Here is a 25,360-nt window from a genome sequence, read left to right on the forward strand (position 1 = left end):
CTGTCCCTGTCCCTGTCCCTGTCCCTGTCCCTGTCCCTGTCCCTGTCCCTGTCGGTGTCCCTGTCGGTGTCCCTGCCCCTGCCGCTGCCCCTGGACGCGGCCTCCCCACGCCCGGATCACCCCCGTACGCCGTCGAAGATAGACGCCCCCGCGTCCGTGGTGGACTTGAGTGCACCCAGCCCGTCCGGCCACCCGGAGACTCGATGAGCGAACAGAGCAGCAGCACCGGCACACCGACGGACGACCCTCACGAGACACGCGGACTGCGATTGGTCGTCGTGCTGCTGGGGCTCACGGTGGTCAGCGGACTGATCGACGCCGTGAGCTATCTGGGACTCGGACACGTCTTCACCGCGAACATGACCGGCAACGTGGTGGTGCTGGGCTTCGCCGCCGCCGGGGCGCCGGGCTTCTCCGTGCCGCACACGGCGACCTCCCTGTTCTGCTTCCTGCTGGGGGCGGTGGCCGGAGGGCGGGTGGCCCGGTGGCGGGGCGAGGGGTCGCGCCGTACCTGGGCCCGGCTCGTCCTGGCCGCCGAGGCGGCCCTGGTGGGCGCCTCCGCGGCGGCCGCCTTCGCCGCCCCGCACGCCACCGCCGGCGACTACGCCCTGATCGCCCTCACCGCCTTCGCGATGGGCCTGCGCAACGCGACGGTCCGCAAGCTCGGCATCCCCGACCTCACCACGACCGTCCTCACGATGACCCTGACGGGGCTCGCCTCCGACTCCCGCGCGGGCGGCGGCTCGGGCCACCGCTCCCCGCGCCGCTCGGCCTCCGTCGTGGCGATGGCCGGCGGCGCCTGGCTGGGCGCATGGCTGGTGATCCACCACGGCCTGGGCGTTCCGCTGCTGGTCGCGGCGGTGGCGACGGGGGTGCTGGCGGTGCTGGCCTCGGGGCGGGAGTAGGGCCGTACGTCAGCCGGGGTCGGCCGGGATGCGATGGTCCGGCCGGCCGTCCTTGGCGAGGATCGAGTGGCCGTCGGCGACCGCCCGGTACAGCCGCATACCCGAGTCGCCCTGTACGTCGTCGAGCGTCCAGCCCCTCCCGCCGTGCCGCAGGGACCGGCGGGAGAACACCTCGATCGCACGCTCGGCGTCCGGGCCCACCACGGCCCCGGCGACCGCGGCCATGTACACGCCCTGGCCCGTCCCGATCGGCGCCGACGAGTCGAAGACCGCGATCCCCACCTCGGGCCGCACCGCGATGTTGCGCGAATGCGCGACCTCCGGCGACGAGACCCAGAAGAACTCACGGCACCCCTCGTGAGCGAAGTAGACCGGCGAGCTCCACGGCCGCCCGTCCGCGTCGGCGGTGGCGAGCACCATGTACAGGTTGGCGTCGACGATGCCGCGCACGATGTCAGCGGGGTGCCTGCCGGAACTCATCTCAGTGGCTCCTGCGGTACGAGAGGGCGAAGTCCCGCTCCCAGGCGGCCGACTCGCCACGAGCGATCTCCCAGGCGCCGCGGATGGTGTCGCCGTCCTCGCTCACGTACCCGACGTACCGCTGCCGGAAGCTCAGCGGCGTGAAGTCCGACCTCTCGCGCAGCAACTGCCACACCCCCTCGTCGAAGGTCATGGCATACAGCCGTACGACGCCCCGCGAGTCGTAGTAGTGCTGCGTGTAACCGCCCGTCTCCGGGTCGACAGCGATGATCGCCATGCTCTCCGGTGCCGGGTTCGGCGCCTGCGTCCGCTGGACCAGGAACCGCCCGTCCAAGGTCCACTCGAACACACTGCGCCCGGGAGGCACCTCCATCCCCGGAAACTCCGCCTCCACCACCCACTCGCCGACCAGGACGTCCAGCCGTTTCAGGGATTCCTGCCGTGTCGCCGCGTCCACCACACACACCTCCATGTCCTTCATTTCACAGAGGGAGACGGCGGTGGCGCGCGAAACTCATCGGTCCGCGAACCGCAACCTCGCCGTGCACAGGCCGGTCTCCTCGGCCCGCCGCGTCCGATTGCCCACGGTCCCGCCCGCGAGGGCCTCCGGCGCACCGACCTCGAACCCCAGGCTCCGCAGGAACCCAAGCCCCGGCTCCCACTCCCCCGGACACGTGGCGGCCACCGTCCGCATCCCCCGCCCGGCCGCCTCCTCGATCAGGCGGCCCGCGACGCTCGCGCCCAGTCCCTCGCGCCGGGCCTCGGGCGCGACGAGAAACATCCCCACCGAACAGCTCTCGACATCGGGATGCCGGTCCACGACATCGACCAGGCCGACGACCCTCTCGCCCCGGCACATCACCAGCAGGCGCTTCTGGTCGAGGTCCGCGCCGTCGGGAAGCGCGTAGTACAGGCTCTGCACGTCCCCGGGGAGCGCCGGATCGCCGGTCGCGGCCACGAAGTAGTCCTCGCAGGACGCGAACAGGGCGGCCACGCCCGGCTCGTCCTCCGGCCGCATCTCACGCACCGTCACCCCGTCCACAGCCCCACCACCTCACCGCACGCACTCGAACCACACCGTCTTACCACCCCCGGCCGCCGGACCCACACCCCATTTGTCGACCACCGCGTCGAGCAGCACGAGCCCGCGACCACCCTCCGCCTCCAGCGACAACTCCGCCGGAATACACGGAGGTTGAGGACAGCCGTCCGCCACCTCCACCCTGACCCCCGCCGCCGACCGCAACAGCAGCAGCACACACCGCCGGTCCGGAACATGGCGTACGACGTTGGCGACCAGCTCGGTCACACCGAGCTCCACGGCGTCGGTCAGCTCCGCCGGCTCCCACTCCCCGAGCAGCGAGCGGACGATTCGGCGGATGTGCCGGGCGGAGTGCTCGTCTGCGGTGAGGCTCAGGCGGCCCCGCCATCGCCATCCGCGACTCGAAGAACCCCGCCGGGCCGGTGCTCTCCTTCCGGCCCGACGCGTTCCGTCGGTTCGTCTCCTGGAGCGGTGCTACCCCTGCGGTCTGACGGCACCCGGGCCGGGGCCGGGGCCCCTACAGCCGCTGGATGATCGTCCCCGTCGCCAGCCCGCCCCCCGCACACATGGTGATGAGCGCGAACTCCTTGTCCGTGCGCTCCAGTTCATGAAGCGCCGTCGTGATGAGCCGCGCTCCCGTCGCCCCCACGGGATGCCCGAGCGCTATCGCACCGCCGTTGACGTTGACCTTCTCCAGGTCCTGCTCGAAGACCTGCGCCCAGCTCAACACCACGGACGCGAACGCCTCGTTGATCTCGACGACGTCGATGTCCTTCAGCGTCATCCCGGCCTTGCCCAGCACGGTGCGCGTCGCGTCGATCGGGCCGTCGAGGTGGAAGTGCGGGTCGGCACCGACCAGCGCCTGTGCCACGATCCGTGCGCGCGGCTTCAGCTTCAGGGCCCGCGCCATCCGTTTCGAGGCCCACATGATGGCGGCGGCGCCGTCGCTGATCTGCGACGAGTTGCCCGCCGTGTGGACGGCCGTCGGCATGACCGGCTTCAGGCCGGCCAGCGCCTCCATCGACGTGTCGCGCAGCCCCTCGTCCCGGTCGACGAGCCGCCACATGCCCTGTCCGGCACGCTGCTCGTCCTCGGTCGTGGGCACCTGCACGGCGAACGTCTCCTTCTTGAAGCGCTCCTCCGCCCAGGCCACGGCGGCCCGTTCCTGCGAGATGAGACCGAGCGAGTCGACGTTCTCGCGTGTCAGCCCGCGATGGCGGGCGATCCGTTCCGCCGCCTCGAACTGGTTCGGCAGGTCGACGTTCCACTCGTCGGGGAACGGCTTCCCGGGCCCGTGCTTCGATCCCGACCCGAGCGGCACCCGCGACATCGCCTCGACGCCGCACGAGATGCCGACGTCGATGACGCCGGCCGCGATCATGTTGGCGGTCATGTGCGACGCCTGCTGCGAGGAACCGCACTGGCAGTCGACCGTCGTCGCCGCCGTCTCGTACGGCAGGCCCATCGTCAGCCAGGCCGTGCGCGCGGGGTTCATGGACTGTTCGCCGGCGTGCGTCACCGTGCCGCCGACGATCTGTTCGACGGCGTCGGCGGGGATGCCGGTGCGGCCGAGGAGTTCACGGTAGGTCTCGCCCAGGAGGTAGGCGGGATGCAGGTTGGCGAGCGCTCCGCCGCGCCTGCCGATGGGAGTGCGTACGGCCTCGACGATCACGGGTTCCGCGGCCATGGGGGGGGATCCTCTCCTCCGGTACCCGCGCGGCGCGGGGGCGTCCCGGCCGGCCCCGCCACGCTGAACTAGTACGTGTTCTAGTTCTCTGTGCAGTCTGCTGACAGCTCAACCACAACCGCAAGGGTCGTGCACGCAATTCGGCTTGCCGTACCTATTGCCTCTTGTAGAACCCGTTACTACCTTCACGGCAAACCTGCAGAACTGATGGTCCGTCAGAACTCAAGCCGGAGTCGCCCATGCCCTGTCCAGCTCTCCCCGACGGGTTCGACTTCACCGACCCCGACCTGCTGCACCACCGTGTGCCCCTGCCGGAGTTCGCCGAGCTGCGCCGGGCCGAACCGGTGCGCTGGATCCCGCAGTCGGCCAACCTCGCCGGCTTCCAGGACGAGGGTTACTGGGCCGTCACCCGGCACGCCGACGTCAAGTACGTCTCGACGCACCCGGAGCTGTACTCCTCGTACCTCAACACGGCGATCATCCGCTTCAACGAGCACATCGAGCGCGACGCCATCGACGCCCAGCGGCTGATCCTGCTGAACATGGACCCGCCGGAGCACACCCGGGTCCGCCAGATCGTGCAGCGCGTCTTCACTCCGCGCGCCATACGGGCGCTGGAGGAACGGCTGCGCGACCGCGCCCACGCCATCGCGCGGGAGGCCGGTGCGCGCCCCGGCCCCTTCGACTTCGTCACCGAGATCGCCTGCGAACTGCCTCTGCAGGCCATCGCCGAGCTCATCGGCATCCCGCAGGACGACCGGGCCAAGATCTTCGACTGGTCCAACAAGATGATCTCGTACGACGACCCGGAGTACGCGATCACCGAGGAGGTCGGGGCCGAGTCCGCCACCGAACTCATCGCCTACGCCATGAACATGGCCGCGGACCGGAAGCAGTGCCCCGCGAAGGACATCGTCACCACGCTGGTGGCGGCCGAGGACGAAGGCAACCTCAACTCCGACGAGTTCGGGTTCTTCGTGCTGATGCTGGCCGTGGCGGGCAACGAGACCACCCGCAACGCCATCACCCACGGCATGCACGCCTTCCTCACCCACCCCGAGCAGTGGGAGCTGTACAAGAGGGAGCGTCCCGAGACGGCGGCCGAGGAGATCGTGCGCTGGGCGACCCCGGTCAACTCCTTCCAGCGCACGGCCACTCAGGACACCGAACTGGGCGGGAAGCCGATCAGGAAGGGCGACCGGGTCGGCATCTTCTACGCCTCCGCCAACCACGACCCCGAGGTCTTCACCGACCCCGACACCTTCGACATCACCCGCGACCCCAACCCCCACCTCGGCTTCGGCGGCGGAGGCCCGCACTACTGCCTCGGCAAGTCCCTGGCCGTCCTGGAGATCGACCTCATCTTCAACGCGATCGCCGACGCCCTGCCGAACCTCACCCTGACCGGCGACCCGCGCCGCCTGCGCTCCGCGTGGATCAACGGCGTGAAGCACCTCCAGGTCGAGGTGGCCTGACACGCTCGGGCCGGCGGCATCCCGGCGCCGCCGGCCCGTCCCACGGAACGTCGGGGGAGGCGGGAACATCCCCCTACGCGCCGTTCCTGCCTCCCCCGAGGGCCGCACTGCTCTGCCCGGGCGTGCCCTGCTCGGCCGTGCTCTGCTCAGCAGTGCTCTGCTCGGCCCGCGCCGCAACGGAGCGCGCGGCGAGGTGCCGTACGACGAACTCGGCGTCCCGGCCGACGCCCTGGATCATCGACGAGGCCATGGCGTACTGGAAGAGCCTGCCGACGAAGTACAGGCCGGGCTGTGCCGCGACGACTCCGCGGCGCTGGGCGGGTTCACCGTCCTCGTCGAACACGTTCGCTTCGGGCAGGTCGATCCAGGAGATGTCCGGCCTGAACCCCGTGCACCACACGACGTTGGCGACATCGGGGGCCGACCCGTCGGCGAGTACCGGCCTGCCCTCGCGCACCCTGCTCGTGCGTGCCACACGCCGGACACCGGCCGCCTTGAGATCGGCGGGCTTGACGCGGATGAGAGGGGCGCTGTGGGCGAGCACCTTCGGGCGCAGCTTGCGGCCCATCGGGGTGCGTACGGTGATCAGGTGCCGGAAGGCGAAGAACAGGACGGGCGTCAGGACCCTGGCCTTGCGGTGCTCGATCCGCCAGGGGATCTGTCCCGGGTGCGGGCCGGACAGCAGCACGCGGTGGGTGCGGGCGAGTTCGAGCGAGATGTCGGCGCCCGAGTTGCCGGCGCCCACGATCAGGACGGGGCCGTCGCGCAGCTGATCGGGGTTGCGGTAGTCGACGGCGTGCAACTGCGTGATGTCCGGGGCGAGTTCGCCTGCGAAGGAAGGCGTCTTCGGCAGCCGGTCGTAGCCTGCCGCGACGACGACGTTGTCCGCCTCGTACCTCTGAGCCCCCTGTGCCGTCTCCGTCTCGACGACGTAGCGGCCGCCCTCGTACGACACCCGCCGCACCGAGACGCCGGTCCGCACCGGCAGCTCGGCCCAGGCGGCGTAGGCCTGGAGGTAGTCGGCGTACTCGTCGCGGGTGGGGAACGACCAGGCGGGGCCGGGGTACGGCAGCCCGGGCAGTCCGTCGAACCTGGCGGGGCTGAACAGCCGTAGCGAGTCCCAGCGCCCACGCCAGGCGTCACCGACGCGCTCGCCCGCATCCAGGATCACGAAGGGGCGGCCGGTACGGGCGAGGTGGTATCCGGTGGCGAGACCTGCCTGGCCTCCGCCGACGACGACGGTTTCGATGCGCTCGGTATGCATGACAGCTCCTCGCTGGTGACGGGCGTGCCGCGGCTGGTGGTGACGGGGTGCGTCCGGCGGTCGGCCTCGTAGATCTCCACGGCCCGGCGCAGCATCCGCTCGGCCTCGGTGTGCTCGCCGAGCAGGCGCAGCAGGGTGCCGAGGTCGGCGGCGCAGTCGGCGAGCCGTAGCCGCGCGGCGCGGACCTGTTCGTGGAGACCGGCTGTACCGGTCGGGTCGTCGGACACGTTTCGATGCTCGTGCCGGTGCGGGGCCGGGCGCATCGAGAGGAATGCCCATTCGCCGGGCGGGACGTATGGGTGGTTCTACGCAGGTGTGTCGCGCTGCACGAGTCCGTGCTGGAAGGCGTAGGCGGCCGCGGCGGTGCGGGAGGTGACGTCGAGTTTGCCGAGGATGTTGCTGACGTGCCGGGCGACGGTCTTCTCGCTGAGGACCAGCTCGGTGGCGATGGCGTGGTTGGTGTGGCCGCGGGCGATGAGCCGTACGACTTCGAGCTCGCGGGGTGAGAGCGTCGGGTGCCGGTACTCGGCGCCCACGGTCAGACGCTCGGTCCTCTCGATGTCCGGCACGGCGCCGAGCCGCTCGAAGACCTGCCGTGCCGCGTCCAGCTCCCAGCCGGCCGAGTCCTCGTCGCCGAGCGCCCGGCAGGCAAGGCCGATCGCCACCCCGACGCGCGCGGCCTCGTACGGCACGTCCAGCTCGCGCCAGATCCGCCCGGCCTCCCGGAGCGGGGGCAGGGCCCGGCCCGCCGCGCCCTCGGCCAGCCGCACCGCTCCCTGGGCCTGCCCGGCCATGGCCCGCAGGGCGGCGGCGCGGTGGACGGCGGCGATGTCCTCCAGTTCGCCGGCGGCCCGGGCTGCCTCCCGCGCGCCCGCCTCACCCTCCGCGAGCAGGATCTCCACCGCGGCGGGCAGCAGGCGTGCCCTGCGCAGCGGCTCGGTCGTCTCGGCCAGCGCCCGGCGGATCGCCGCCGTCGCCGCCTCGACGCGGCCTCGGGTCAGCCACAGGAGGGCGAGGCCGGGCTGGGCGTCCCAGCCGTGGTGGAGGGTGTCCCGGTAGGCCTGCTCGGCCTCGGTGAAGTCGCCGCGCAGGCGGTGCAGTTCGGCCAGCTGGTAGAAGGCACCGCCCGCGACCTGTCCGCCGTAGCCCGCGGTGAGCTGGGTGCAGGCCAGGCGCGCCTCACGGACGGCGTCCGGCCAGGCGCCGCCGAGCTGGAGCAGCGCGACGCGGTGCACGCGGCACAGGCCGCGGTAGGCGCCGGTGAAGTCGGGCTGGGCCGCGCACCACTCGGCCAGGGCTTCGCTCCACTCCTGGGCGCGGCGCAGCTCCTGGAGGTCCTGGCAGGTGCCGATGACGACGCAGTAGATCATTCCGGTGCAGCGGGCGGTGGGCCCGCCGTCGGCGACGGCGACCATCGCCTCGTCCAGCTCGGCGAGCCCGGCCGCCACCTGCCCGTTGCTGACCAGGGCGAGGCCCAGCGTCATCGCCGTACCGGCCGCGAGGTCGGCATCCGCGCGGGAGGCGACGACCTCGCCCAGCCGGCGGGCGGTGTCGAGCATCTGCTCGGGCTCGCCCGCCCGGAAGTGCAGCTCGGCCTCCAGCATGAGCAGGTAGGCGCACTCCGGGCAGCCGGGTTCGGTGGCCGCCAGTCGTCGTGCGCGGGCCAGCCAGGCACCCGACTGCGCGAACTCGCCGCCCCACGCCAACGCCTTGCACAGCCAGTACGCACACCGCAGCGCCGCCCCCACGGTCCCGGCCTCGGCATACGCGGTGTAGGCCCGGCGCAGCAGCCCCACGGCATCGTCACACCGCCCCAGCATGTCGGCGGCCTCGGCGAACAACTCGACATCGGGGGTGTCGAGGGGGCGCTCCGCGTCGGCCCGCGCGAGTACGTGGTACGCATCGGTCCAGGCCTGGGCCCGTACGGCATCCCGCCCCCGCCAGACATCCTCGTCCCAGTCCATGGCGCCTCCGCACAACATTGCACCGCGAACCGGGCGGCGCTGTCACGCGCTGGGCAGGCCCCGCCGGGCAGGCCCCTCGGGGCGCGGGCGCCTCAGCCCACCGCCCGTTCCCTCTCCGCCACCGGTTCCTCGCTGGTCGTCGCCGCCGTGGCCGGTTTCGCCCGTGGGCCCTGGAGGATGTACGTCAGTCCGAAGCCGGCGCCGACGACGAGCGCGCCGCCCGCCGCGTCCAGGACCCAGTGGTTGCCCGTCGCGACGATCGCCGAGACCGTCAGGAGCGGGTGGAGCAGTCCGAGGGCCTTCATCCACCGCCTGGGGGCGAGGACGGCGATGACCACCCCGCACCACAGCGACCAGCCGAAGTGCAGCGAGGGCATCGCCGCGTACTGGTTGGTCAGCGCCGTCAGGGTGCCGTAGTCCGGCTTGGAGAAGTCCTGGACGCCGTGGACGGTGTCGATGATGCCGAGGCCGGGCAGGAGGCGCGGCGGCGCCAGGGGGTAGAGCCAGAAGCCGACCAGGGCGAGGAGCGTGGCGAAGCCCAGCGCGGCGCGGGCCCAGCGGTAGTCGGCCGGGCGGCGCCAGTAGAGGACGGCGAGGACCGTCAGCGGGACCACGAAATGGAACGACTCGTAGTAGAAGCCGAAGAAGTCGCTCAGCCAGTCGACCTTGACGACCGCGTGGTTGACCCAGTGCTCGACGTCGATGTGCAGCCACCGCTCCAGATCCAGGATCTGGTGACCGTGGTGCTCGGCGGTCGCCCGGCCCTGCGAGTTGGTGCCGCCGGTCGCCGCGAGCCGCACCTTCTGGTAGGCGGCGTACGTGACCCGGATGAGGAGGAGTTCCAGGAGGAGGTTCGGGCGGGCCAGGACCCGGCGCAGCGACGGCAGCAGGGGGACGTGTCTGAGCCGGGCCGGGACCGCGGGCGCGTACTGGGCCGGGACCGGCGCCTGGTAGTACGGCGACGTGCGGGACAGGAACGGGATCGCGGTCGCGGCGACGAGGGCCGCGAGGAGGACGACGTCGTCCCGCAGGGCGTACATCTGCGAGATGTTCGGCAGCATCATCTTGGCCGGCAGCGTCATCACCAGGACGACGGCGACCGGCCACACGTACCGGTCGGAGGCCCGCTTGCCGACCCGCCCGACGACCGCGAGCAGCACCCACAGGAGCTGGTGCTGCCAGGTCGTCGGGGACACCGCGATCGCCGCGCAGCCGGTGATCGCCACCGCGAGCAGCAGCTGGCCGTCGCGCGCGTAACGCACCGCGCGCCGCACACCGAGCACCGCGACCGCCGTGCCCAGCGTGAAGAAGAGGGCGATCTCCAGCGGGCCCTCAAGGCCGAGCCGGAGCAGCGCGCCGTGCAGGGACTGGTTGGCGAGGTCGTCGGCCTTGCCGCCGAGACCGGTGCCGGCCATGTGGTGCACCCAGTAGGTGTACGAGTCGTGCGGCATCGCGGCCCACGCGAGCGCGGTGCACGCGACGAACGTGATCCCCGTCGACAGGGCGGCCCGGCGGCGGCCCGTGAACCACAGCAGCGGTGCGAAGAGCAGCACGGTCGGCTGGAGCGCCGCGGCCAGACCGATCAGGACGCCGCCGGCCCGCTGCCCGCGTACGGCGAAGCAGCCGACCAGCACCAGCAGGACCGGCATGATGCTCGTCTGTCCGAGCCACAGGGCGTTGCGCACCGGCAGCGACAGCATCAGCAGGCTGACGGCGGCCGGCGCGGCGAGCAGCGAGGTCCTTCGGCTCACCGGCTGCGGCAGCGCACGGGCCACGACCAGACCGAGCGCGACGACCAGCAGCAGCGTGCCGAAGGTCCAGCCCCAGCCGAGGGCCTGCTCGGCAGCCTTGGTGAGCGGCTTCAGGACGAGCCCGCCGAACGGCGTGCCGGTGAACTGCGTCGAGTCGTAGAGCGAACCCTTCACATGCAGGACGCCGTCCGGGCCGACCCAGGTCTCCAGATCGGTCAGCCGCTCGCCCCTCGGCGTACTGAGGACGACGGCCACCTGTCGTACGACGAGGATCGCCGCCACCAGCCACAGCCCCAGGCGCGCCACACGCAGGCGTCCCCCGGCCGCTTCGGCAGCCGTCCGTCGGAAGGCTTTCGGCGGTCGCCCGCTGTGCTCCACGTTCGCCACGCCTCGTCGGCCTCCGCTCCGTCGTCCGGCTGCTCACCCTGGAGCTCGCAGGGCCCCTGGAGGGAGACGCCGTCCACCCCTGGTCCACCTGACGTCCGTCCCCCTTTTGCCCTAATGACGATAGTGCGCGGGCGGCGGGTTGCCTCCGAGGAACGCGAGATGGATCACAACGGGCGACGGCGGGAAACGTGTTCGAGCGGGCATACGCACCTGCACACGTGCTGTTTACATGCACTGCGCAACGACCTGAGCGCGACCCGTGAGGGCGGTTCGCACCCTTATGGTCGCTTGTCGGCCCTCCGTCATCGCCGCCGCGGGCCGCGTCCCTGTCCCCGTCGAAAGGTAGGCGAGCGAAGTCTTGGCGTCCGCCACATTCACCGTTCCCCCCGTCCGCGCCCGCACCTCCACCTCAGCCCGACCGGTCACCGCCACCGACCCCGCTCTCGTCCGCCGCGCCGTGAAGGCGGCCGCGCTGGGCAACGCGATGGAGTGGTTCGACTTCGGTGTCTACAGCTATATCGCGGTGACGCTGGGCAAGGTCTTCTTCCCGTCCGGCAACCCCACCGCCCAGCTCCTGTCCACGTTCGGCGCCTTCGCCGCGGCCTTCCTGGTCCGCCCGGTCGGCGGCATGGTCTTCGGCCCGCTCGGCGACCGGATCGGCCGCCAGAAGGTCCTCGCACTGACGATGATCATGATGGCGGCGGGCACCTTCGCGATCGGTCTGATCCCGTCGTACGCCACGATCGGCGTCGGCGCCCCGCTGCTGCTGCTCCTGGCCCGCCTCGTCCAGGGTTTCTCGACCGGCGGTGAGTACGCCGGCGCCTCGACCTTCATCGCCGAGTACGCGCCGGACAAGCGGCGGGGCTTCCTGGGCAGCTGGCTGGAGTTCGGCACGCTGGCCGGCTACATCGGCGGTGCGGGCCTGGTCACCCTGATGACCGCGCTGCTGTCCACCGACGACCTGGTGTCCTGGGGCTGGCGCATCCCGTTCATGATCGCGGGCCCGATGGGCATCATCGGCCTGTATCTGCGGATGCGGCTGGAGGAGACCCCGGCCTTCGCGGCGGAGGTCGAGAAGGCGGAGGCGAGCCGCCCGAAGGTCCCGCTGCGCGAGATGATCACCGGCCAGTGGCGCGCCCTGCTGCTGTGCATGGGCCTGGTCCTGGTCTTCAACGTCACCGACTACATGCTGCTGTCGTACATGCCGAGCTATCTGACCGGTGAGCTCAGGTACGACGAGACGCACGGGCTGCTCGTGGTGCTCGGCGTGATGGTGCTGATGATGGCCGTCCAGCCCTTCGCGGGCGCCCTGACCGACCGGATCGGCCGCCGCCCGGTGATCGCGGCGGGCTGCGTGGGCTTCCTGTTCCTCTCCGTCCCGGCGATCCTGCTGATCCGCCAGGGCAGCCTGGCGGCGGTCGCGCTGGGCATGGGTGCGCTGGGTCTGCTTCTGGTCTGCTTCACGGCCGCGATGCCCTCGGCCCTCCCGGCCCTGTTCCCGACCCGGGTCCGCTACGGCTCCCTGTCGATCGGCTTCAACGTGTCGGTGTCCCTGTTCGGCGGCACGACCCCGCTGGTGGTCACGGCCCTGATCGGCGCGACCGGCAACATGATGATGCCCGCGTACTACATGATGGCGGCGGCGATCGTCGGCGGTGCGGCGGTGTGGTTCATGGCCGAGTCGGCGGGGAAGCCCCTGCCGGGGTCGGCGCCCGCGGTGGAAGCCCCCACGACGAACGCTCCCGCGCCGGCGGCTTCCGCGACGGGAAAGTAGGAGCGTCCGAAGCCCGGCGCCCGGAACCGGCGCATACTCGAAATCGTTGACCCAACCGGCTGACGCACTGTTGGCAGCGTTGACGAGCCCTATGAAAGGCGTAGGTGAATGAGCGAGTCGCAGCTCTGGGACGACGTGGACGTCTACTTCACCAACCAGCTCTCGCCGAACGACGAAGCACTGCAGGCGGCCTTGCGCGACAGCGAGGCGGCCGAGCTGCCGTCCATCGCCGTCAGCCCACCCCAGGGCAAGTTCCTGCTGCTCCTCGCCCAGATCCAGGGCGCCCGCACCATCCTGGAGATCGGCACCCTCGGCGGCTACAGCACCATCTGGCTGGCCCGCGCGCTGCCCGAGGACGGCCGTCTCGTCTCGCTCGAGTACAGCGCCAGGCACGCCGAGGTCGCCACCCGCAACATCGCGCGCGCGGGCCTGGACCGGATCGTCGACGTGCGGGTGGGCCCGGCCCTGGAGTCGCTGCCCAAGCTGGCCGACGAGAACCCGGCGCCCTTCGACCTGGTCTTCATCGACGCCGACAAGGCCAACAACCCGCACTACGTGGAGTGGGCGCTCAAGCTCACACGGGCGGGCAGCCTGATCGTCGTGGACAACGTCGTACGGAGCGGCCGGGTCGCCGACGCGGACAGCACGTCACCCGACGTGCTGGGCACCCGCGCCGCCATCGAACTGATCGCCTCGCACCCGCGGTTGAGCGGCACGGCGATCCAGACGGTGGGCAGCAAGGGCCACGACGGCTTCGCACTCGCGCGCGTGCTGGCGTAGCCCCTGCCCACCGAGAACCCGTGTTCCGCTCAGAACTCGGGTTCCGCTCAGAACTCGTGGTAGAAGCCGACGTTGACGCTGCGCGGGGCGGTGCGGTCCAGGACGACGATCTCGCCGTTGCCGCCCCTCGGCAGCGGCACGGTCCCGCCGTAGACGAGCGGCTGCGCGTACTCGCCGACGATCAGCCGGACCTCGGAGGACGGGTCGTCCTGCGAGCCGCGCAGCCAGGTCACCTGCCAGGCCCCCTCCGGGCCGCACAGGAACTCCAGGTGGACCCGTGAGATGAACAGCCAGTCGTCGGGCGTCACGAGACGGCACACGGATTTGTCACGCCCCACCCGCAGCACGGCGCCGGGCTCACTGGGTGCGTCGGCCATGAGCATGCCGGCCGTGGCCCCCTCTTCCGCCCCGGAGACGGTGGCCATGGTCAGTTCGAGCACGCGCTGCTCCTCTTGAAGTGTCCTTACACAGCGGCCGCATGATAAATCGCCCGGCGGTGCCGCGTCCGGCACAATGGACTCATGACCGAGCGAAAGCCACCGGGTGTCCCGTTCGAGTCCTGGGTCGACAAGCAGATCCGTGACGCCGAGCGGCGCGGAGAGTTCGCCCAACTGCCGGGCGCGGGCAAGCCGTTGCCGTCCGGTTCCGACGCCTCGTACGACGAACTGTGGTGGATCAAGCAGAAGATGGCGCGCGAGGGCCTCTCCGTGCTGCCGCCGACGCTCGCCCTGCGCAAGGAGGCCGAGGACGCGCTCGCCGCAGCGTACGCGGCACCCTCGGAGCGGATCGCACGCAAGATCATCACCGAGGTCAACGTCAAGATCCGCGACATGATGTTCAAGCCGCCGCCCGGCCCCCCGCTCGGTATGAAGCCGTACGACGTCGAGGAGGTCGTACGCGAGTGGCGGGGGCGCCGGACGGCGGCGGGCGAGTCGGAGTCGGCCCGGTAGAAGTCGGTCAGCCCTGCGGGGCGGGGGTCAGCCCTGCGGGGGTCAGCTCTGCAGGAGCCGTTCGGCCAGTTCGCGGTAGTCACGCAGCGCCAGTCGGAGCTGCTCGGTGTCGGGGCGCATGGCCGGGGACCCCGACTTCTCGCCCCGCTCGCCGTCCTGCCAGGACATGCGCAGGGTGCGACGGCGCCGTGTCAGTGCCTCCGTGAAGCGGCCGGCGATCTCCTCGACCACGTGGTCGGCCTCCTCGACGGCGTCCCGGGGCCCGTCGACGAACCCGGAGACCGCCTGCCTGAGCCGGAGCTCCAGCTTGTCGCACTCCTCGTGCGGGAGGAGGTGGGTGGTGGGCGTGGTGGAGGTGGTGCCGGTGTGGTGAGCGGTTCCGGAGGTGCTGGAGCGGCCCTCGTCAGAGGCGCTGTGGAGGTCGGAGGCGACGCCCTCGCGATCCGTCTCCTGTCCCGTCCCCTGTCCCGTCGCCCGTCGCGTCGTACGGTCGTCGCGCAGTCCGGCCGCTCCGCCGCCCGCGATGTCGCCGGCGCCCCGAGCGGGCTCACGCTCGGCCGCCTCGGTCGCCTGCGGCGTCCCGGTCGTCCCGGTTGTCTCCGGCGGGATCGGTGTGACGGTGCGCCGCTTCGTCCTGTCCTCGTTCTCGGCCCCGGCCCCGGTCCCGGTCCCGGTCCGTGCGGCCCCGGCGCCGGTCGTCGCGTCCGTCATGTCGCTCAACTCCCCTTCGCGTGGTGCCGGTTGAAGGCCCACGGCAGATGGCTGCCGCTGCCGTCGTTGCGGGCGGTCTCCTTGCGCATGGCGGGCTTCGCGGAGTCCTCGCGGGTCGGCTTCATGAGGTCGTCGAAGAGGGCCCGGGCCTCGACCAGCGACCCGCGCATCTCCTCGGTGTCGGCGCGGTCGCCGTCCTGCCCGCCCGCACCCACGCTCGCGACGCGGTGGACGCGCCGGTAGCCGTGGACGTGGTGGGCGTGGTGGACGGAGAGGGCGGCGAGCTGTTCGTCGTAGCGGTCGCCTTCGGGGAAGCCCCTGACGGCGGCCAGCTCCGCGAGGAGCCGGTCCGCCTCGCCGACGGCCTCACGCGGCGCGTCGACGAAGTGCTCCTGTACGGCAGTCCAGCGAGCCTCGAACTGCTCGCGCCGGCCGGGCTCCAACGGCTGCTCGCGCAGCGACCCGTGCCGCTCCACGCGCTCCGTGAGCTCGCGCTCGGTGGCCTTCGCGTCCCCGTCGTGCCGGGCCAGGGTCCGGTCGTACTCGGGTCCGAAGCGCCGCTTCAGGTCCCGGCCTCCGCGCGGGCCCCGGGAACGCATGGTCAGGACGGCCGCGACAACGACCACGGCCGCCACGATCACGATCAGAGCAATGATCATGCCTGTGGACATGGGTGCCTTCCGTTGTGTCGGCCCCGTCGGGCCGGTTCCCCGGCCGGGTTGCCCGGAAGGCACCCCTCAAACGGCGGCGGCGCAGGCGCTCAGGGCGCGATTCGTTCAGGTGACGTGTCGATTCGGCGGCGGTCCGATCGACGTAAGGGTGAAGGCATCACGAAGGCACCGCGCGGGTGCCGCTGCTGAGGAGGTTGTCATGAGTGAGGTCATCGCACGGCTGGCCATGTCGCTCGACGGGTACATCGCGGGACCCGAGTCGGGGCGCGAGCATCCGCTCGGCATCGGCGGGGAGCGGCTGCACTCGTGGGTGTACGGGCTGCGGACGTTCCGCGAGATGCAGGGGATGACGGGCGGGACGACGGGCCCGGACGACGACTTGATCGCCGAGCACGTCGCGCGGCCCGGCGCGGTCGTGATGGGCCACGGCATGTTCGTCACCGGGGAGGTCCCCTGGGGCGACGAGCCGCCCTTCCACGCGCCGGTGTACGTCGTCACCCACCACGCCCGCGAGTCCGTCGTGAAGAAGGGCGGCACCACCTACCACTTCGTCACCGAGGGCCCGGAGCGCGCGCTGGAGCTGGCGCGGGAGGCGGCCGACGGGAAGGACGTGTCCCTGGCGGGCGGGGCGGACCTCGTGCAGCAGTTCATCCGGAACGGCCGGCTGGACGAACTGCTGCTGCACGTGGTGCCGGTACTGGCGTGCGGCGGGCGGCGGTTGTTCGACAACCTCGGCGACCAGCACATCGAGTGGGAGAAGACGCAGGTGCTGGACTCCGCGGGGGTCACGCATATCCGGTTGCGCTCCCCACGCACGGTGTCCGCAGAATGAGCGGATGACCTGGACGATCACCCCGGAGCCCTACGACTCCCCCGTCGCCGCCGCCCTCTGGCGGGCGTACTACACCGAGGTCAGCGACCGCTGGTACCTGCTGCACGAGGACCGTCGGACCGACCCCGCCGAACTGGAGCGCGAGGTCGCGGCGCACACGGGTGCCGAACTCGCCCCGCCCGGCGGTCGGTTGCTGGTCGCGCGGCGCGGGGGCGAGCCGGCCGGTTCGGCGGGCGTGCGCCTGCTGGACGCCACGACCGCCGAGCTGACCCGCGTCTTCGTGTACGAGGAGATGCGCGGCGAGGGCGGTGCCCCGCTCCTGGTGGCCGCCGCCGAGGACGCCGCCCGGGCCCTGGGCGCCCGGCAGTTGGTCCTCGACACCCGCAGCGATCTCGTCGAGGCCCGCGCCCTGTACGCGCGGCTCGGCTACGCGGAGACCGAGCCGCACAACGACGAGCCGTACGCCGAACACTGGTTCCGCAAGGACCTCACCCGACGATTCAACTGACACTCACCGCCGCACCGGCCGTCGCCCGGGCCGGCTCACCCGTGGCCGGCGGCAAGGGCCCACCCGCGTCCACTGTGCCGACGCGTCGGCCGGGAGAGAGCCGAAGGGGGCGCGCCGGTGTCGAGAGGCCGAAGGCGTGGAGGCGCGCAGCGCTGGGCACGATCGGCCTCCCGACACCGGCTAAGGAGCTCCCGTAGGCGAACGGCCCAACGGAGGAGTCCCGTTGTGCGGCTGTTCCCGGTCCGAGCCGCACAGTTCGTCGTTGAGTTGGCCGACCAGCTGTACGAGGTCCGTGGGCCGGTCGGGGCCCCACCAGTCGCCGAGCAGTTCCGCCAGGGACTGCTCGCGGGCCTGCGCCAGCCGTTCGGCGACCTCGCGGCCCTCGTCGGTGAGCGTGAGGTCGAGGCCCTCACGGGTGGCCAGGCGCTGTTCCTCGATCTGGCGGCCCGCGGCGATGATGACCCGCAGCGGCACCGAGCTGCGCTCGGCGAGCACGCCCGGCTCGGCCCAGCCGTACTTCTTGATCCGCAGCAGCAGCCAGCTCGCCGCGGGCGACAGGTCGTAGCCCGCCCGTTCGGTGATCTCCCGGTAGATCTCGCGCCGGCCCTCGCGGGTGCCCAGCACGGACAGTGCGCGGCACACCTCGTCGTAGGAGGACCGTTCGACCGGATTGCTGGCGAGCGTCTCGGTGACGTCGGGCGCGGTGACGGAGCCCCGCAGCTTGTCCTCCTTGAGGAACCAGGCCAGTACGAAGCCGACCAGGGCGACGGGGGCGGCGTACTGGAAGACGTCGGTGATGGACGCCGCGTACGCGTGCAGGGCGGGCGGGCGCAGGTCGGGCGGCAGGGCACCGATGCCGCGCGGGTCGGATTCGAGCGAGTCCGCCGAGACGCCGGCCGGGAGCGGGGTGCCCCGGAAGGCGTCGGTCAGCTTGTCGCCGAGGCGGCTCGCGAAGACCGTGCCGAAGATGGCGACGCCGAAGGAGGCGCCGATCGAGCGGAAGAAGGTCGCGCCGGAGGTGGCGACGCCGAGATCCTCGTACGAGACCGCGTTCTGCACGATGAGGACCAGCACCTGCATGACCAGGCCGAGTCCGAGGCCGAAGACGAAGAAGTCCACGCTCATCGTGGCCGTGGAGCTGTTCTCGTCGAGCTGGTGCAGCAGGAGCAGGCCGAGGGCGGTGACTCCGGTGCCCGCGATCGGGAACACCTTCCAGCGGCCGGTGCGGCTGACGATCTGCCCGGAGGTGGTGGACGACAGCAGCATGCCGAAGACCATCGGCAGCATGTGGACCCCGGACATGGTCGGCGTCACGCCCTGGACGACCTGGAGGAAGGTCGGCAGATAGGTCATCGCGCCGAACATGGCGAAGCCGACGATGAAGCTGATGATCGCGGACAGGGTGAAGGTGCGGATGCGGAACAGCTTGAGGGGGAGGACGGGTTCGGCAGCCCTCCGTTCCACGGCCACGAACGCCACGGCCAGTACGACGCCCAGGACGATGAGCCCGACGATCTGCGCCGAACCCCAGCCCCAGGTCGTGCCGCCGAGGGAGGCGACCAGGATCAGGCAGGTGGCGACCGAGGCGATGAGGAACGTGCCGAGGTAGTCGATGACGTGCGGTGCGGCCTTGCGGGGGATGTGCAGGGCGGTCGCGATCACGGCGAGGGCGACGACGCCGACGGGCAGGTTGATGTAGAAGACCCAGCGCCAGCTGAGGTGCTGGGTGAACAGTCCGCCGAGCAGCGGGCCGAGGACACTCGTAGCGCCGAAGACGGCTCCGAACAGACCCTGGTAACGGCCGCGTTCACGGGGTGGGACGACATCCCCGACGATCGCCATCGACAGCACGATCAACCCGCCGCCGCCCAGGCCCTGCACCGCCCGGAAGGCGATGAGCTGGGGCATGTTCTGCGCCATTCCGCAGAGCGCCGAGCCGATGAGGAAGATCACGATCGCGATCTGGAACAGTCGCTTCCGCCCGTACTGGTCGCCGAGCTTGCCCCACAGCGGGGTCGCCGCGGTCGAGGCCAGCAGATACGCGGTGACCACCCAGGACAGGTGCTCCAGGCCGCCCAGGTCGCTGACGATGGTGGGCAGCGCGGTCGACACGATGGTCTGGTCGAGGGCGGCGAGCAGCAGCCCGAGGAGCAGCGCGCCGATCGAGACGAGGACGTTACCGGACACGTGTTCCTGGGCGGCGCTGCCCCGCTTCGGGGGCTTCGCGGGTGGCTGTGCGTCTCGCACATTCCCCGTCATACCGTGCGCATCCCCGGCCATGAAGACCTCCCGAGGCTCTCGTTACAGGTCCATGGTGATCGCTGTGACCGGTTATGGCCTGTTGAGTCCTGTTGGAAGCCGATATTCCGGGGGCTGGGGCAACGGCCCGAAGATGATCTGGATAACCTCTGGAGTTCGCGAGGGGAGCGTGAAGGGAGGGGCGAACGCGTGACAGACCCGAAAGGTCACCAGTGCCCGGAGTGCGGAGCACTCAGAGGGGCGGACAACACCCCGTCCTGCGGCTGCACTCGACGGGCGTCCGACGCCCTGCGCGATGCCCGTACGGCCGAACAGGCGGCGGCGGAGGACTTCGATCCACTGCGCATTCGGCCGTATGTCGAACTGGAGGGCGCCGGCGGGACGGCCGAGCACCCGGCGGCTCCGCCCCCGCCGACTCCGCCCGCCCCGGCTTCGCTGCCGGCAGCCGAGGTGACGATGCAGCTGCGCGCCGTGCGCCCCGAGGCGCCGAGCGCCGACGATCTGCGCCTGTTCGAGCAGACGCCCGCGGAGGGCCGGTACGACGAGGCGGTGAGACCGCGGGGCAGACGCCGTACGGTGCTGCTCGGCGTGGGCGGGGCCGTGGTCGCCGTCGTGGCGGCGGCGGGGCTGGCGAGCGGGATGTTCTCGTACGAGAAGCCGTCGCGGGCGAGCGCACTGCCCGACGACATACGGGCGAGCGTGCCGGAGGGCTCGACGGGCCCGGCGTCCGCGCCTCCGTCCCGGCCCGGGTCCGCGCCATCGCTACGGCCGTCCGCGCCGCCCGCACCGCACCTCAGCGCGAGCCCGTCACCCTCGGCGTCCCCGTCGGCGACGAGTGCCTCACCGAGCCCGTCCCGGTCGGCCGAGCCGACCCGGAGCGCGCCGGCGACCAGTGCAACCGCCACCGCCTCGACCGGGGCGTCCGACAGACGCCGGCCCGCCGCCCCCGTCCTGCGCCTCGGCTCCCAGGGCTCCGAGGTCGTCGAACTCCAGCGACGGCTGACCCAACTCGGCCTCTACACGGGCAAGGCGAGCGGCCGCTATGACGAGGGCGTCGAGGACGCGGTCGAGCGCTACCAGTGGGCGCGCGGGATCCAGGAGGACGAGCTGGGGGTGTACGGGGCGGCGACGCGGGCGCGGCTGGAGTCGGAGACGTCAGAGCCGTGACGCTGCGCTTGCTGGGCCGGGGGTGGGTTCTGGTGCGCAGCACGCCGGGCACCACCCGACGTTGGTGCGCGCCTTACTGGGGGCCGCCGCCCCCACACCCCCGCATCACCCCTGAACAGGCCTCGTCCTCAAACGCCGGACGGGCTGAGAAACACCGACCGGCGTCCTGGTACCGGAGCACGCCGGGCACCACCGGACGGGCCGAGATACACCGACGGGTGTCGTTGCGGCCGGCTCCGTCAGCGCACGTACAGCCGGACGGTGCCGTCCGCCGCCGCCTCCACCCGGATCCGCGTCAGGTCCGGCACCACCACGTCCGGCTCGTGGAAGTCGGCCCGTGCGCCCACGCCGACGATGCGCATCCCTGCCGCGCGTCCGGCCTGGATCCCGGCCGCGGAGTCCTCGAAGACGATGCAGTCGGCCGGGTCGACGCCCAGTTCGGCGGCGCCCTTGAGGAATCCCTCGGGGTCCGGCTTGCTGGCGCCGACCGACTCGGCGGTCACGCGCACGGCGGGAAGTTCCAGGCCGGCGGCGGCCATACGGGCCGTGGAGAGCGCCACGTCGGCCGAGGTCACCAGGGCGTGCGGGACGCCGCGCAGGGAGGCGAGGAACTCGGGCGCTCCGGGGATCGCGACGACACCGTCCATGTCGGCCGTCTCCTCGGCGAGCATGCGCGCGTTGTCGGCGAGGTTGTGCTCCATGGGGCGGTCCGGCAGTAGCAGCGCCATGGAGGCGTGGCCCTGGCGCCCGTGCACCACCTTCATGACCTCGGCCGTGTCCAGCCCGTGCCGCTCGGACCAGCGCCGCCAGCAGCGCTCGACGACGGCGTCGGAGTTCACGAGGGTGCCGTCCATGTCCAGCAGGAGGGCGCGGGCGGTGAGGACGGTGGGCACGGTGGTGACCGTCATCGGCAGCTCCAGGGCGCGGAGGAAGGAGCGGGGCGCAGGGTAGGGCCCCACGGAAACAAGGCGGCCCCGCCCGCCGGTCAGGGAAAACGGGCGGGAGCCACTTTGTTTCTCCACGGTACAAAATCCCCGGGGCATCCGCCACCGCTTTCGGCAACAGTTCACCGGACGTTCAGCACGAGCGGGCTCAGCCCGTCACCGCCTCCGAGAGGCTCCACACACCGAGCGCCACCATCAGGAGGGCCGCGATCCTGGTGATGAGGGACATCGGGACGCGCTTCATCAGGGCCCTTCCGCCGACGATGCCGAGTCCGGCCACCGCCCACAGCGCCAGCACCGCGCCGAGGCCGACGGAGAGCGGGTCGTCGTAGCGGGCCGCGAGGTTGGCCGTCATGATCTGCGTCAGGTCTCCGAACTCGGCGACCAGGATGAGCATGAACCCGGCGCCGGCGACCTTCCAGAAGGACTGGTTCTCCGGCTTGCGGATCTCCTCGTCTCCCTCGTCCTTCTTCATCAGCAGCACCGCGGCACCGCCCAGGAAGAGGACACCCGTCACCGCGTGCACGATCTGCTGCGGCAGCAGGGTCAGCACGCTGCCCGCCGCGACGGCCAGCGCGACATGGAGCGCGAAGGCGGCGGCAACGCCCGCGAAGACGTACGAGGCGCGGTAGCGGGTGCCGAGGACGAGCCCGGCGAGCGCGGTCTTGTCCGGCAGTTCGGCCAGGAAGACGACGCCGAAGACAAGCGCCGTGACGGTGATGCTGATCAAGGTTCCTCAATCGGTCGGGGCTGCCCCACCGAGAGTGCTGTGACTGCGATACGAGACACCTCGGTACGGCAGCACACACACATGTGCACTGCTTACCGAAGGTCTCGCTGGCCGACCTCGTGACCGAGGTCTGCCTCCGGGCGCCGGCTCAGACGAGCTGAGCAGTATGTCGACGGTCCGGCGAAGAGCTACTCCCCTTCTGCGCCGTCCATGGTACGCGACCGGCCCACGACCGAAAGTCCGGCCATAAACCTTGTCGCGTCATGTGCACGTCACTAGTTTCTTACCGTACACACACCCTCCCGCAACACGGCGCCGCGAGCATTCCCTCGCTCGCACTCCAACGCCCCCAGCCCTCAAGGGAGTTCGCATGCCGAAGTTCTACGCGCGTCGACGACTGAGCATACTCGCAGCCCTCACCGGACTCATAGCATCGGTCGGGCTCTTCAACGGCCCGACCGCCTCCGCCGCCCTCCCCACCCCGGTCAGCGCGGCCACCGCCCGCACCTACCTCGCCTCCCTCACCGTGGCGACCGAGAACCGCACCGGCTACCAGCGCTCCCTGTTCCCCACCTGGATCACCATCAGCGGCACCTGCAACACCCGTGAGTACGTCCTCAAGCGCGACGGCTCCAACGTGGTGACCAACTCCGCCTGCACCGCCACCAGTGGCAGCTGGTTCTCGGTCTACGACGGCGCCACCTGGACCGCCGCCTCCGACCTGGACATCGACCACCTCGTCCCGCTCGCCGAGGCCTGGGACTCCGGGGCCGGCAAGTGGACCACCGCCCAGCGCCAGGCCTTCGCCAACGACGTGACCCGGCCGCAGCTCATCGCCGTCACGGACAACGTGAACCAGCAGAAGAGCGACCAGGACCCGGCCGAGTGGATGCCCCCGCTCAGCTCGTACGCCTGCACCTACGTCCGCGCCTGGGTCCAGGTGAAGTACTACTACGACCTCTCCGTCGACTCGGCGGAGAAGAGCAAGCTCAGCTCGGTCCTCAGCGGCTGCTGATCCGGCGGCCCAGTGGCTGCTGATCCGGCGGATGATCAGGCGGATTCTGTAAAGGAACCTCCCCGCCGACCTCCGTCGTTCCGTACCGTACGGGGCGACGGAGGAGGGCGATCAGGTGTCCGGACTGCGGCTGGGACCATTGCTGAGGTTTGCCGACGGGGCGTCCGCGACCGTCTGGGTCGAGACGAGCCGCCCGTGCACCGCCGAGGTGCGCTGTGCGGACGGCGCCCGTGGTGAGTCCCGCACGTTCCAGGTGGCGGGCCATCACTATGCGCTGGTGTCGGTCACCGGGCTGACACCGGGCACGACGACGCCGTACGAGGTGTTCCTGGACGGCGCGCGGGTGTGGCCGCTGCCGGACGCCCCCTTCTCGTCGTTTCCGCCCTCCGTCATCCGGACCTCGCTGGAGGGCGACGAGCTGCGTGTCTCGTTCGGCTCCTGCCGCTGGGCCGCCCCGGCCGCGGACGAGCGGGACCCGGTCGGCGCCGACGCCCTGGACACCCTCGCCGCACGTATCGCGGCCGACCCGGACGGCGAACGGCCGGACGTGCTGCTGCTGTTGGGCGACCAGGTGTACGCCGACGAGACCTCCGAGGCCACCCGCCGCTGGCTGGCCGCCCGACGCGACCTGAGCGACCCGCCGGGCAACGAGGTCGCGGACTACGAGGAGTACACCCGCCTGTATTACGAGTCGTGGCTCGACCCGGAGGTGCGCTGGCTGCTGTCCACCGTGCCGAGCTGCATGATCTTCGACGATCACGACGTCATCGACGACTGGAACACCTCCGCCGCCTGGCTGGAGGACATGCGGGCCACCCCCTGGTGGCGCGAACGGCTGCTCAGCGGCCTGATGTCGTACTGGGTGCACCAGCACCTGGGCAACCTGTCGCCGGCGGAACTCGCCGCCGACCCGCTGTACGCGGCCGTGCGCGAGGCACCCGACGGCACCGACGACCTGCGCGCCTTCGCCGCCAAGGCCGACGTCGACCCGGCCGCCGTGCGCTGGAGCTACCGGCGCGACTTCGGGCGCGTACGCCTGCTGATGGTGGACTCGCGCGCGGCCCGTGTTCTCGAAGAGGACCAGCGCTCGATGCTCGACCCCGGGGAGGCCGAGTGGCTGCGTGAACAGGCCCTCCAGGAACGGGACTCGTACGACCACCTCCTCATCGGCACCTCCCTGCCCTGGCTGCTGCCGCACCTGGTGCACGACGCCGAGGCGTGGAACGCGGCCCTGTGCCGGGGAGAGCGCGGGGCGCGCTGGGCGCGGTTCGGGGAGGACCTGCGGCGCAAGGCCGACCTTGAGCACTGGGCGGCCTTCCCGACGTCCTTCGCCGCGCTGGCCGAGCTGATCGCCGAGGTCGGTTCGGGACCGGAGGCACCCGCGACGATCCTGGTCCTGTCGGGAGACGTGCATCACGCGTACGTGGCCGAGCCGACGTGGGTCTCGGGCGCCGCGCCGGACGCCCGTGTCCTGCAGCTGACCTGCTCGCCCGTCCACAACTCCGTGCCCCTGTACATGCGCTTCGGCTTCCGGTTCGGCTGGAGCGCGGCGGCCCGGGCCCTGGGCCGCCGTTTCCTGCGCCACGGCCGCTGCTCCCGGCCGCCGGTCGACTGGCGCAAAAAGGGGGGCCCTTGGTTCGGCAATCAGCTCATGACGCTGACGGTGCGTGGCCGTTGGGCGCGGCTGCGGCTGGAGCAGGCCCGGCCGAACGACGTGCTCAGGACCGTGGAGGAGTCCGTCCTCACCCCGCATGAGTGACGGAGCGGCGCGGCCGTAATACCTGAGGTCTCATCAAATCCAGGCGTATTCAAGGCAGTTCGTGTTCGGTGTGCTCCTCGGAGGGCGTGCACCGGCTGACGGCGGCGCGCGCTCGACCAGGGATGGATTCGGACACACTTTCGGTCGCGGCAGCGGTGGCGAGAACTCTCCTACGTGCGGCTGCGGGCGAAACGGAACCGCAAGTGGAACCCGACCGATGGCCGAATGTTGAACTTGCAAGCATCTAGAACGCGAACCTAACGTGAATTACCCGCTCGGCTCGTCCCCCAGTCCGGTCTGCCCCG

General features: G+C 71.4%; 26 protein-coding genes. 11 read left to right on the forward strand and 15 right to left on the reverse strand.

Annotation, left to right across the window (positions count from 1 at the left end; genetic code table 11):
- The first annotated feature begins 203 nt into the window (after positions 1-203).
- Positions 204-905 carry a YoaK family protein gene (locus tag ACYUED_RS12965; RefSeq protein WP_491292436.1) on the forward strand — a complete coding sequence of 234 codons (702 nt, stop codon included), beginning with the start codon at positions 204-206 and terminating at the stop codon, positions 903-905.
- Positions 906-914: 9 nt separating this feature from the next.
- Here ACYUED_RS12965 and ACYUED_RS12970 read toward each other — a convergent pair whose 3' ends face one another.
- Genes ACYUED_RS12970 through ACYUED_RS12985 form a run of 4 tightly spaced genes read right to left on the reverse strand, consistent with a single transcriptional unit; the run spans position 915 to position 2,802 of the window.
- Positions 915-1,385, reverse strand: a complete 471-nt coding sequence (locus ACYUED_RS12970) for a pyridoxamine 5'-phosphate oxidase family protein (protein WP_491292437.1) — start codon at positions 1,383-1,385, stop codon at positions 915-917.
- 1 nt (position 1,386) lies between these two features.
- On the reverse strand, positions 1,387-1,866 hold the full coding sequence (locus tag ACYUED_RS12975; RefSeq protein WP_491292438.1) for a hypothetical protein: 480 nt from the start codon (positions 1,864-1,866) through the stop codon (positions 1,387-1,389).
- 33 nt (positions 1,867-1,899) lie between these two features.
- A complete protein-coding gene (locus tag ACYUED_RS12980) occupies positions 1,900-2,427 on the reverse strand; it encodes a GNAT family N-acetyltransferase (RefSeq protein ID WP_491292439.1) in 528 nt (175 codons plus the stop codon).
- A gap of 12 nt (positions 2,428-2,439) precedes the next feature.
- Positions 2,440-2,802 (reverse strand): ATP-binding protein, encoded by a 363-nt coding sequence (locus ACYUED_RS12985; RefSeq protein ID WP_491294231.1) that lies wholly within the window; start codon positions 2,800-2,802, stop codon positions 2,440-2,442.
- Between the two features lie 17 nt (positions 2,803-2,819).
- On the opposite strand from ACYUED_RS12985, the gene ACYUED_RS12990 reads away from it, so the two are divergent.
- Entirely contained in the window at positions 2,820-2,918 is a 99-nt protein-coding gene (locus tag ACYUED_RS12990) for a DUF397 domain-containing protein (RefSeq protein ID WP_491294233.1), read from the forward strand.
- Positions 2,919-2,944: 26 nt separating this feature from the next.
- On the opposite strand, the gene ACYUED_RS12995 is transcribed toward ACYUED_RS12990, so the two are convergent.
- Positions 2,945-4,114, reverse strand: a complete 1,170-nt coding sequence (locus ACYUED_RS12995) for a steroid 3-ketoacyl-CoA thiolase (RefSeq protein WP_266513482.1) — start codon at positions 4,112-4,114, stop codon at positions 2,945-2,947.
- A 239-nt stretch (positions 4,115-4,353) separates the two neighbouring features.
- On the opposite strand from ACYUED_RS12995, the gene ACYUED_RS13000 reads away from it, so the two are divergent.
- Positions 4,354-5,589, forward strand: a complete 1,236-nt coding sequence (locus tag ACYUED_RS13000; protein WP_491292440.1) for a cytochrome P450 — start codon at positions 4,354-4,356, stop codon at positions 5,587-5,589.
- Positions 5,590-5,662: 73 nt separating this feature from the next.
- On the opposite strand, the gene ACYUED_RS13005 is transcribed toward ACYUED_RS13000, so the two are convergent.
- From ACYUED_RS13005 to ACYUED_RS13020, 4 genes are all read right to left on the reverse strand, one after another.
- On the reverse strand, positions 5,663-6,853 hold the full coding sequence (locus ACYUED_RS13005) for a flavin-containing monooxygenase (RefSeq protein ID WP_491292441.1): 1,191 nt from the start codon (positions 6,851-6,853) through the stop codon (positions 5,663-5,665).
- Positions 6,757-7,080 (reverse strand): tetratricopeptide repeat protein, encoded by a 324-nt coding sequence (locus tag ACYUED_RS13010; protein WP_491292442.1) that lies wholly within the window; start codon positions 7,078-7,080, stop codon positions 6,757-6,759. Before ACYUED_RS13010 ends, ACYUED_RS13005 begins: the two co-directional genes overlap by 97 nt.
- A 78-nt stretch (positions 7,081-7,158) precedes the next feature.
- Positions 7,159-8,817, reverse strand: coding sequence for a LuxR C-terminal-related transcriptional regulator (locus tag ACYUED_RS13015; protein WP_491292443.1), 1,659 nt, complete (start codon positions 8,815-8,817; stop codon positions 7,159-7,161).
- 92 nt (positions 8,818-8,909) lie between these two features.
- Positions 8,910-10,955: a bifunctional glycosyltransferase 87/phosphatase PAP2 family protein gene (locus tag ACYUED_RS13020; RefSeq protein ID WP_491292444.1), complete on the reverse strand. Its 2,046-nt coding sequence runs from the start codon at positions 10,953-10,955 to the stop codon at positions 8,910-8,912.
- 358 nt (positions 10,956-11,313) lie between these two features.
- Between ACYUED_RS13020 and proP the strand changes: the two genes are divergently transcribed.
- Together proP and ACYUED_RS13030 are read left to right on the forward strand one after the other, a co-directional pair.
- Positions 11,314-12,729 (forward strand): glycine betaine/L-proline transporter ProP, encoded by a 1,416-nt coding sequence (proP, locus tag ACYUED_RS13025; protein WP_491292445.1) that lies wholly within the window; start codon positions 11,314-11,316, stop codon positions 12,727-12,729.
- A 108-nt stretch (positions 12,730-12,837) separates the two neighbouring features.
- Positions 12,838-13,509 (forward strand): O-methyltransferase, encoded by a 672-nt coding sequence (locus ACYUED_RS13030; RefSeq protein ID WP_491292446.1) that lies wholly within the window; start codon positions 12,838-12,840, stop codon positions 13,507-13,509.
- A gap of 47 nt (positions 13,510-13,556) precedes the next feature.
- Here ACYUED_RS13030 and ACYUED_RS13035 read toward each other — a convergent pair whose 3' ends face one another.
- Positions 13,557-13,949, reverse strand: a complete 393-nt coding sequence (locus ACYUED_RS13035; RefSeq protein WP_491292447.1) for an FHA domain-containing protein — start codon at positions 13,947-13,949, stop codon at positions 13,557-13,559.
- Positions 13,950-14,030: 81 nt separating this feature from the next.
- Here ACYUED_RS13035 and ACYUED_RS13040 point away from each other — a divergent pair, with 81 nt between their 5' ends.
- Entirely contained in the window at positions 14,031-14,459 is a 429-nt protein-coding gene (locus ACYUED_RS13040) for a DnaJ family domain-containing protein (protein ID WP_491292448.1), read from the forward strand.
- A gap of 42 nt (positions 14,460-14,501) precedes the next feature.
- Here ACYUED_RS13040 and ACYUED_RS13045 read toward each other — a convergent pair whose 3' ends face one another.
- Both ACYUED_RS13045 and ACYUED_RS13050 read right to left on the reverse strand, forming a co-directional pair.
- Entirely contained in the window at positions 14,502-15,170 is a 669-nt protein-coding gene (locus ACYUED_RS13045) for a hypothetical protein (protein WP_491292449.1), read from the reverse strand.
- Positions 15,171-15,175: 5 nt separating this feature from the next.
- Entirely contained in the window at positions 15,176-15,841 is a 666-nt protein-coding gene (locus ACYUED_RS13050) for a hypothetical protein (protein ID WP_491292450.1), read from the reverse strand.
- Positions 15,842-16,040: 199 nt separating this feature from the next.
- On the opposite strand from ACYUED_RS13050, the gene ACYUED_RS13055 reads away from it, so the two are divergent.
- The gene (locus ACYUED_RS13055) at positions 16,041-16,673 is read left to right on the forward strand and encodes a dihydrofolate reductase family protein (RefSeq protein WP_491292451.1); all 633 of its coding nucleotides are present in this window, start codon (positions 16,041-16,043) and stop codon (positions 16,671-16,673) included.
- Positions 16,674-16,677: 4 nt separating this feature from the next.
- Positions 16,678-17,181 carry a GNAT family N-acetyltransferase gene (locus ACYUED_RS13060; protein ID WP_491292452.1) on the forward strand — a complete coding sequence of 168 codons (504 nt, stop codon included), beginning with the start codon at positions 16,678-16,680 and terminating at the stop codon, positions 17,179-17,181.
- A 180-nt stretch (positions 17,182-17,361) separates the two neighbouring features.
- On the opposite strand, the gene ACYUED_RS13065 is transcribed toward ACYUED_RS13060, so the two are convergent.
- A complete protein-coding gene (locus tag ACYUED_RS13065) occupies positions 17,362-19,461 on the reverse strand; it encodes an MDR family MFS transporter (protein ID WP_491292453.1) in 2,100 nt (699 codons plus the stop codon).
- Positions 19,462-19,629: 168 nt separating this feature from the next.
- Here ACYUED_RS13065 and ACYUED_RS13070 point away from each other — a divergent pair, with 168 nt between their 5' ends.
- On the forward strand, positions 19,630-20,607 hold the full coding sequence (locus ACYUED_RS13070; protein ID WP_491292454.1) for a peptidoglycan-binding domain-containing protein: 978 nt from the start codon (positions 19,630-19,632) through the stop codon (positions 20,605-20,607).
- A 239-nt stretch (positions 20,608-20,846) separates the two neighbouring features.
- Here ACYUED_RS13070 and ACYUED_RS13075 read toward each other — a convergent pair whose 3' ends face one another.
- Both ACYUED_RS13075 and ACYUED_RS13080 read right to left on the reverse strand, forming a co-directional pair.
- Positions 20,847-21,515 carry an HAD family hydrolase gene (locus ACYUED_RS13075; protein ID WP_491294235.1) on the reverse strand — a complete coding sequence of 223 codons (669 nt, stop codon included), beginning with the start codon at positions 21,513-21,515 and terminating at the stop codon, positions 20,847-20,849.
- Between the two features lie 184 nt (positions 21,516-21,699).
- Positions 21,700-22,281: a TMEM165/GDT1 family protein gene (locus ACYUED_RS13080; protein WP_491292455.1), complete on the reverse strand. Its 582-nt coding sequence runs from the start codon at positions 22,279-22,281 to the stop codon at positions 21,700-21,702.
- A gap of 370 nt (positions 22,282-22,651) precedes the next feature.
- Between ACYUED_RS13080 and ACYUED_RS13085 the strand changes: the two genes are divergently transcribed.
- Together ACYUED_RS13085 and ACYUED_RS13090 are read left to right on the forward strand one after the other, a co-directional pair.
- Positions 22,652-23,296: an HNH endonuclease family protein gene (locus ACYUED_RS13085; protein WP_491292456.1), complete on the forward strand. Its 645-nt coding sequence runs from the start codon at positions 22,652-22,654 to the stop codon at positions 23,294-23,296.
- Between the two features lie 115 nt (positions 23,297-23,411).
- Positions 23,412-25,055, forward strand: a complete 1,644-nt coding sequence (locus ACYUED_RS13090; protein WP_491292457.1) for an alkaline phosphatase D family protein — start codon at positions 23,412-23,414, stop codon at positions 25,053-25,055.
- Positions 25,056-25,360: the final 305 nt, after the last annotated feature.

The organism is Streptomyces sp. DF42, from assembly GCF_058267695.1.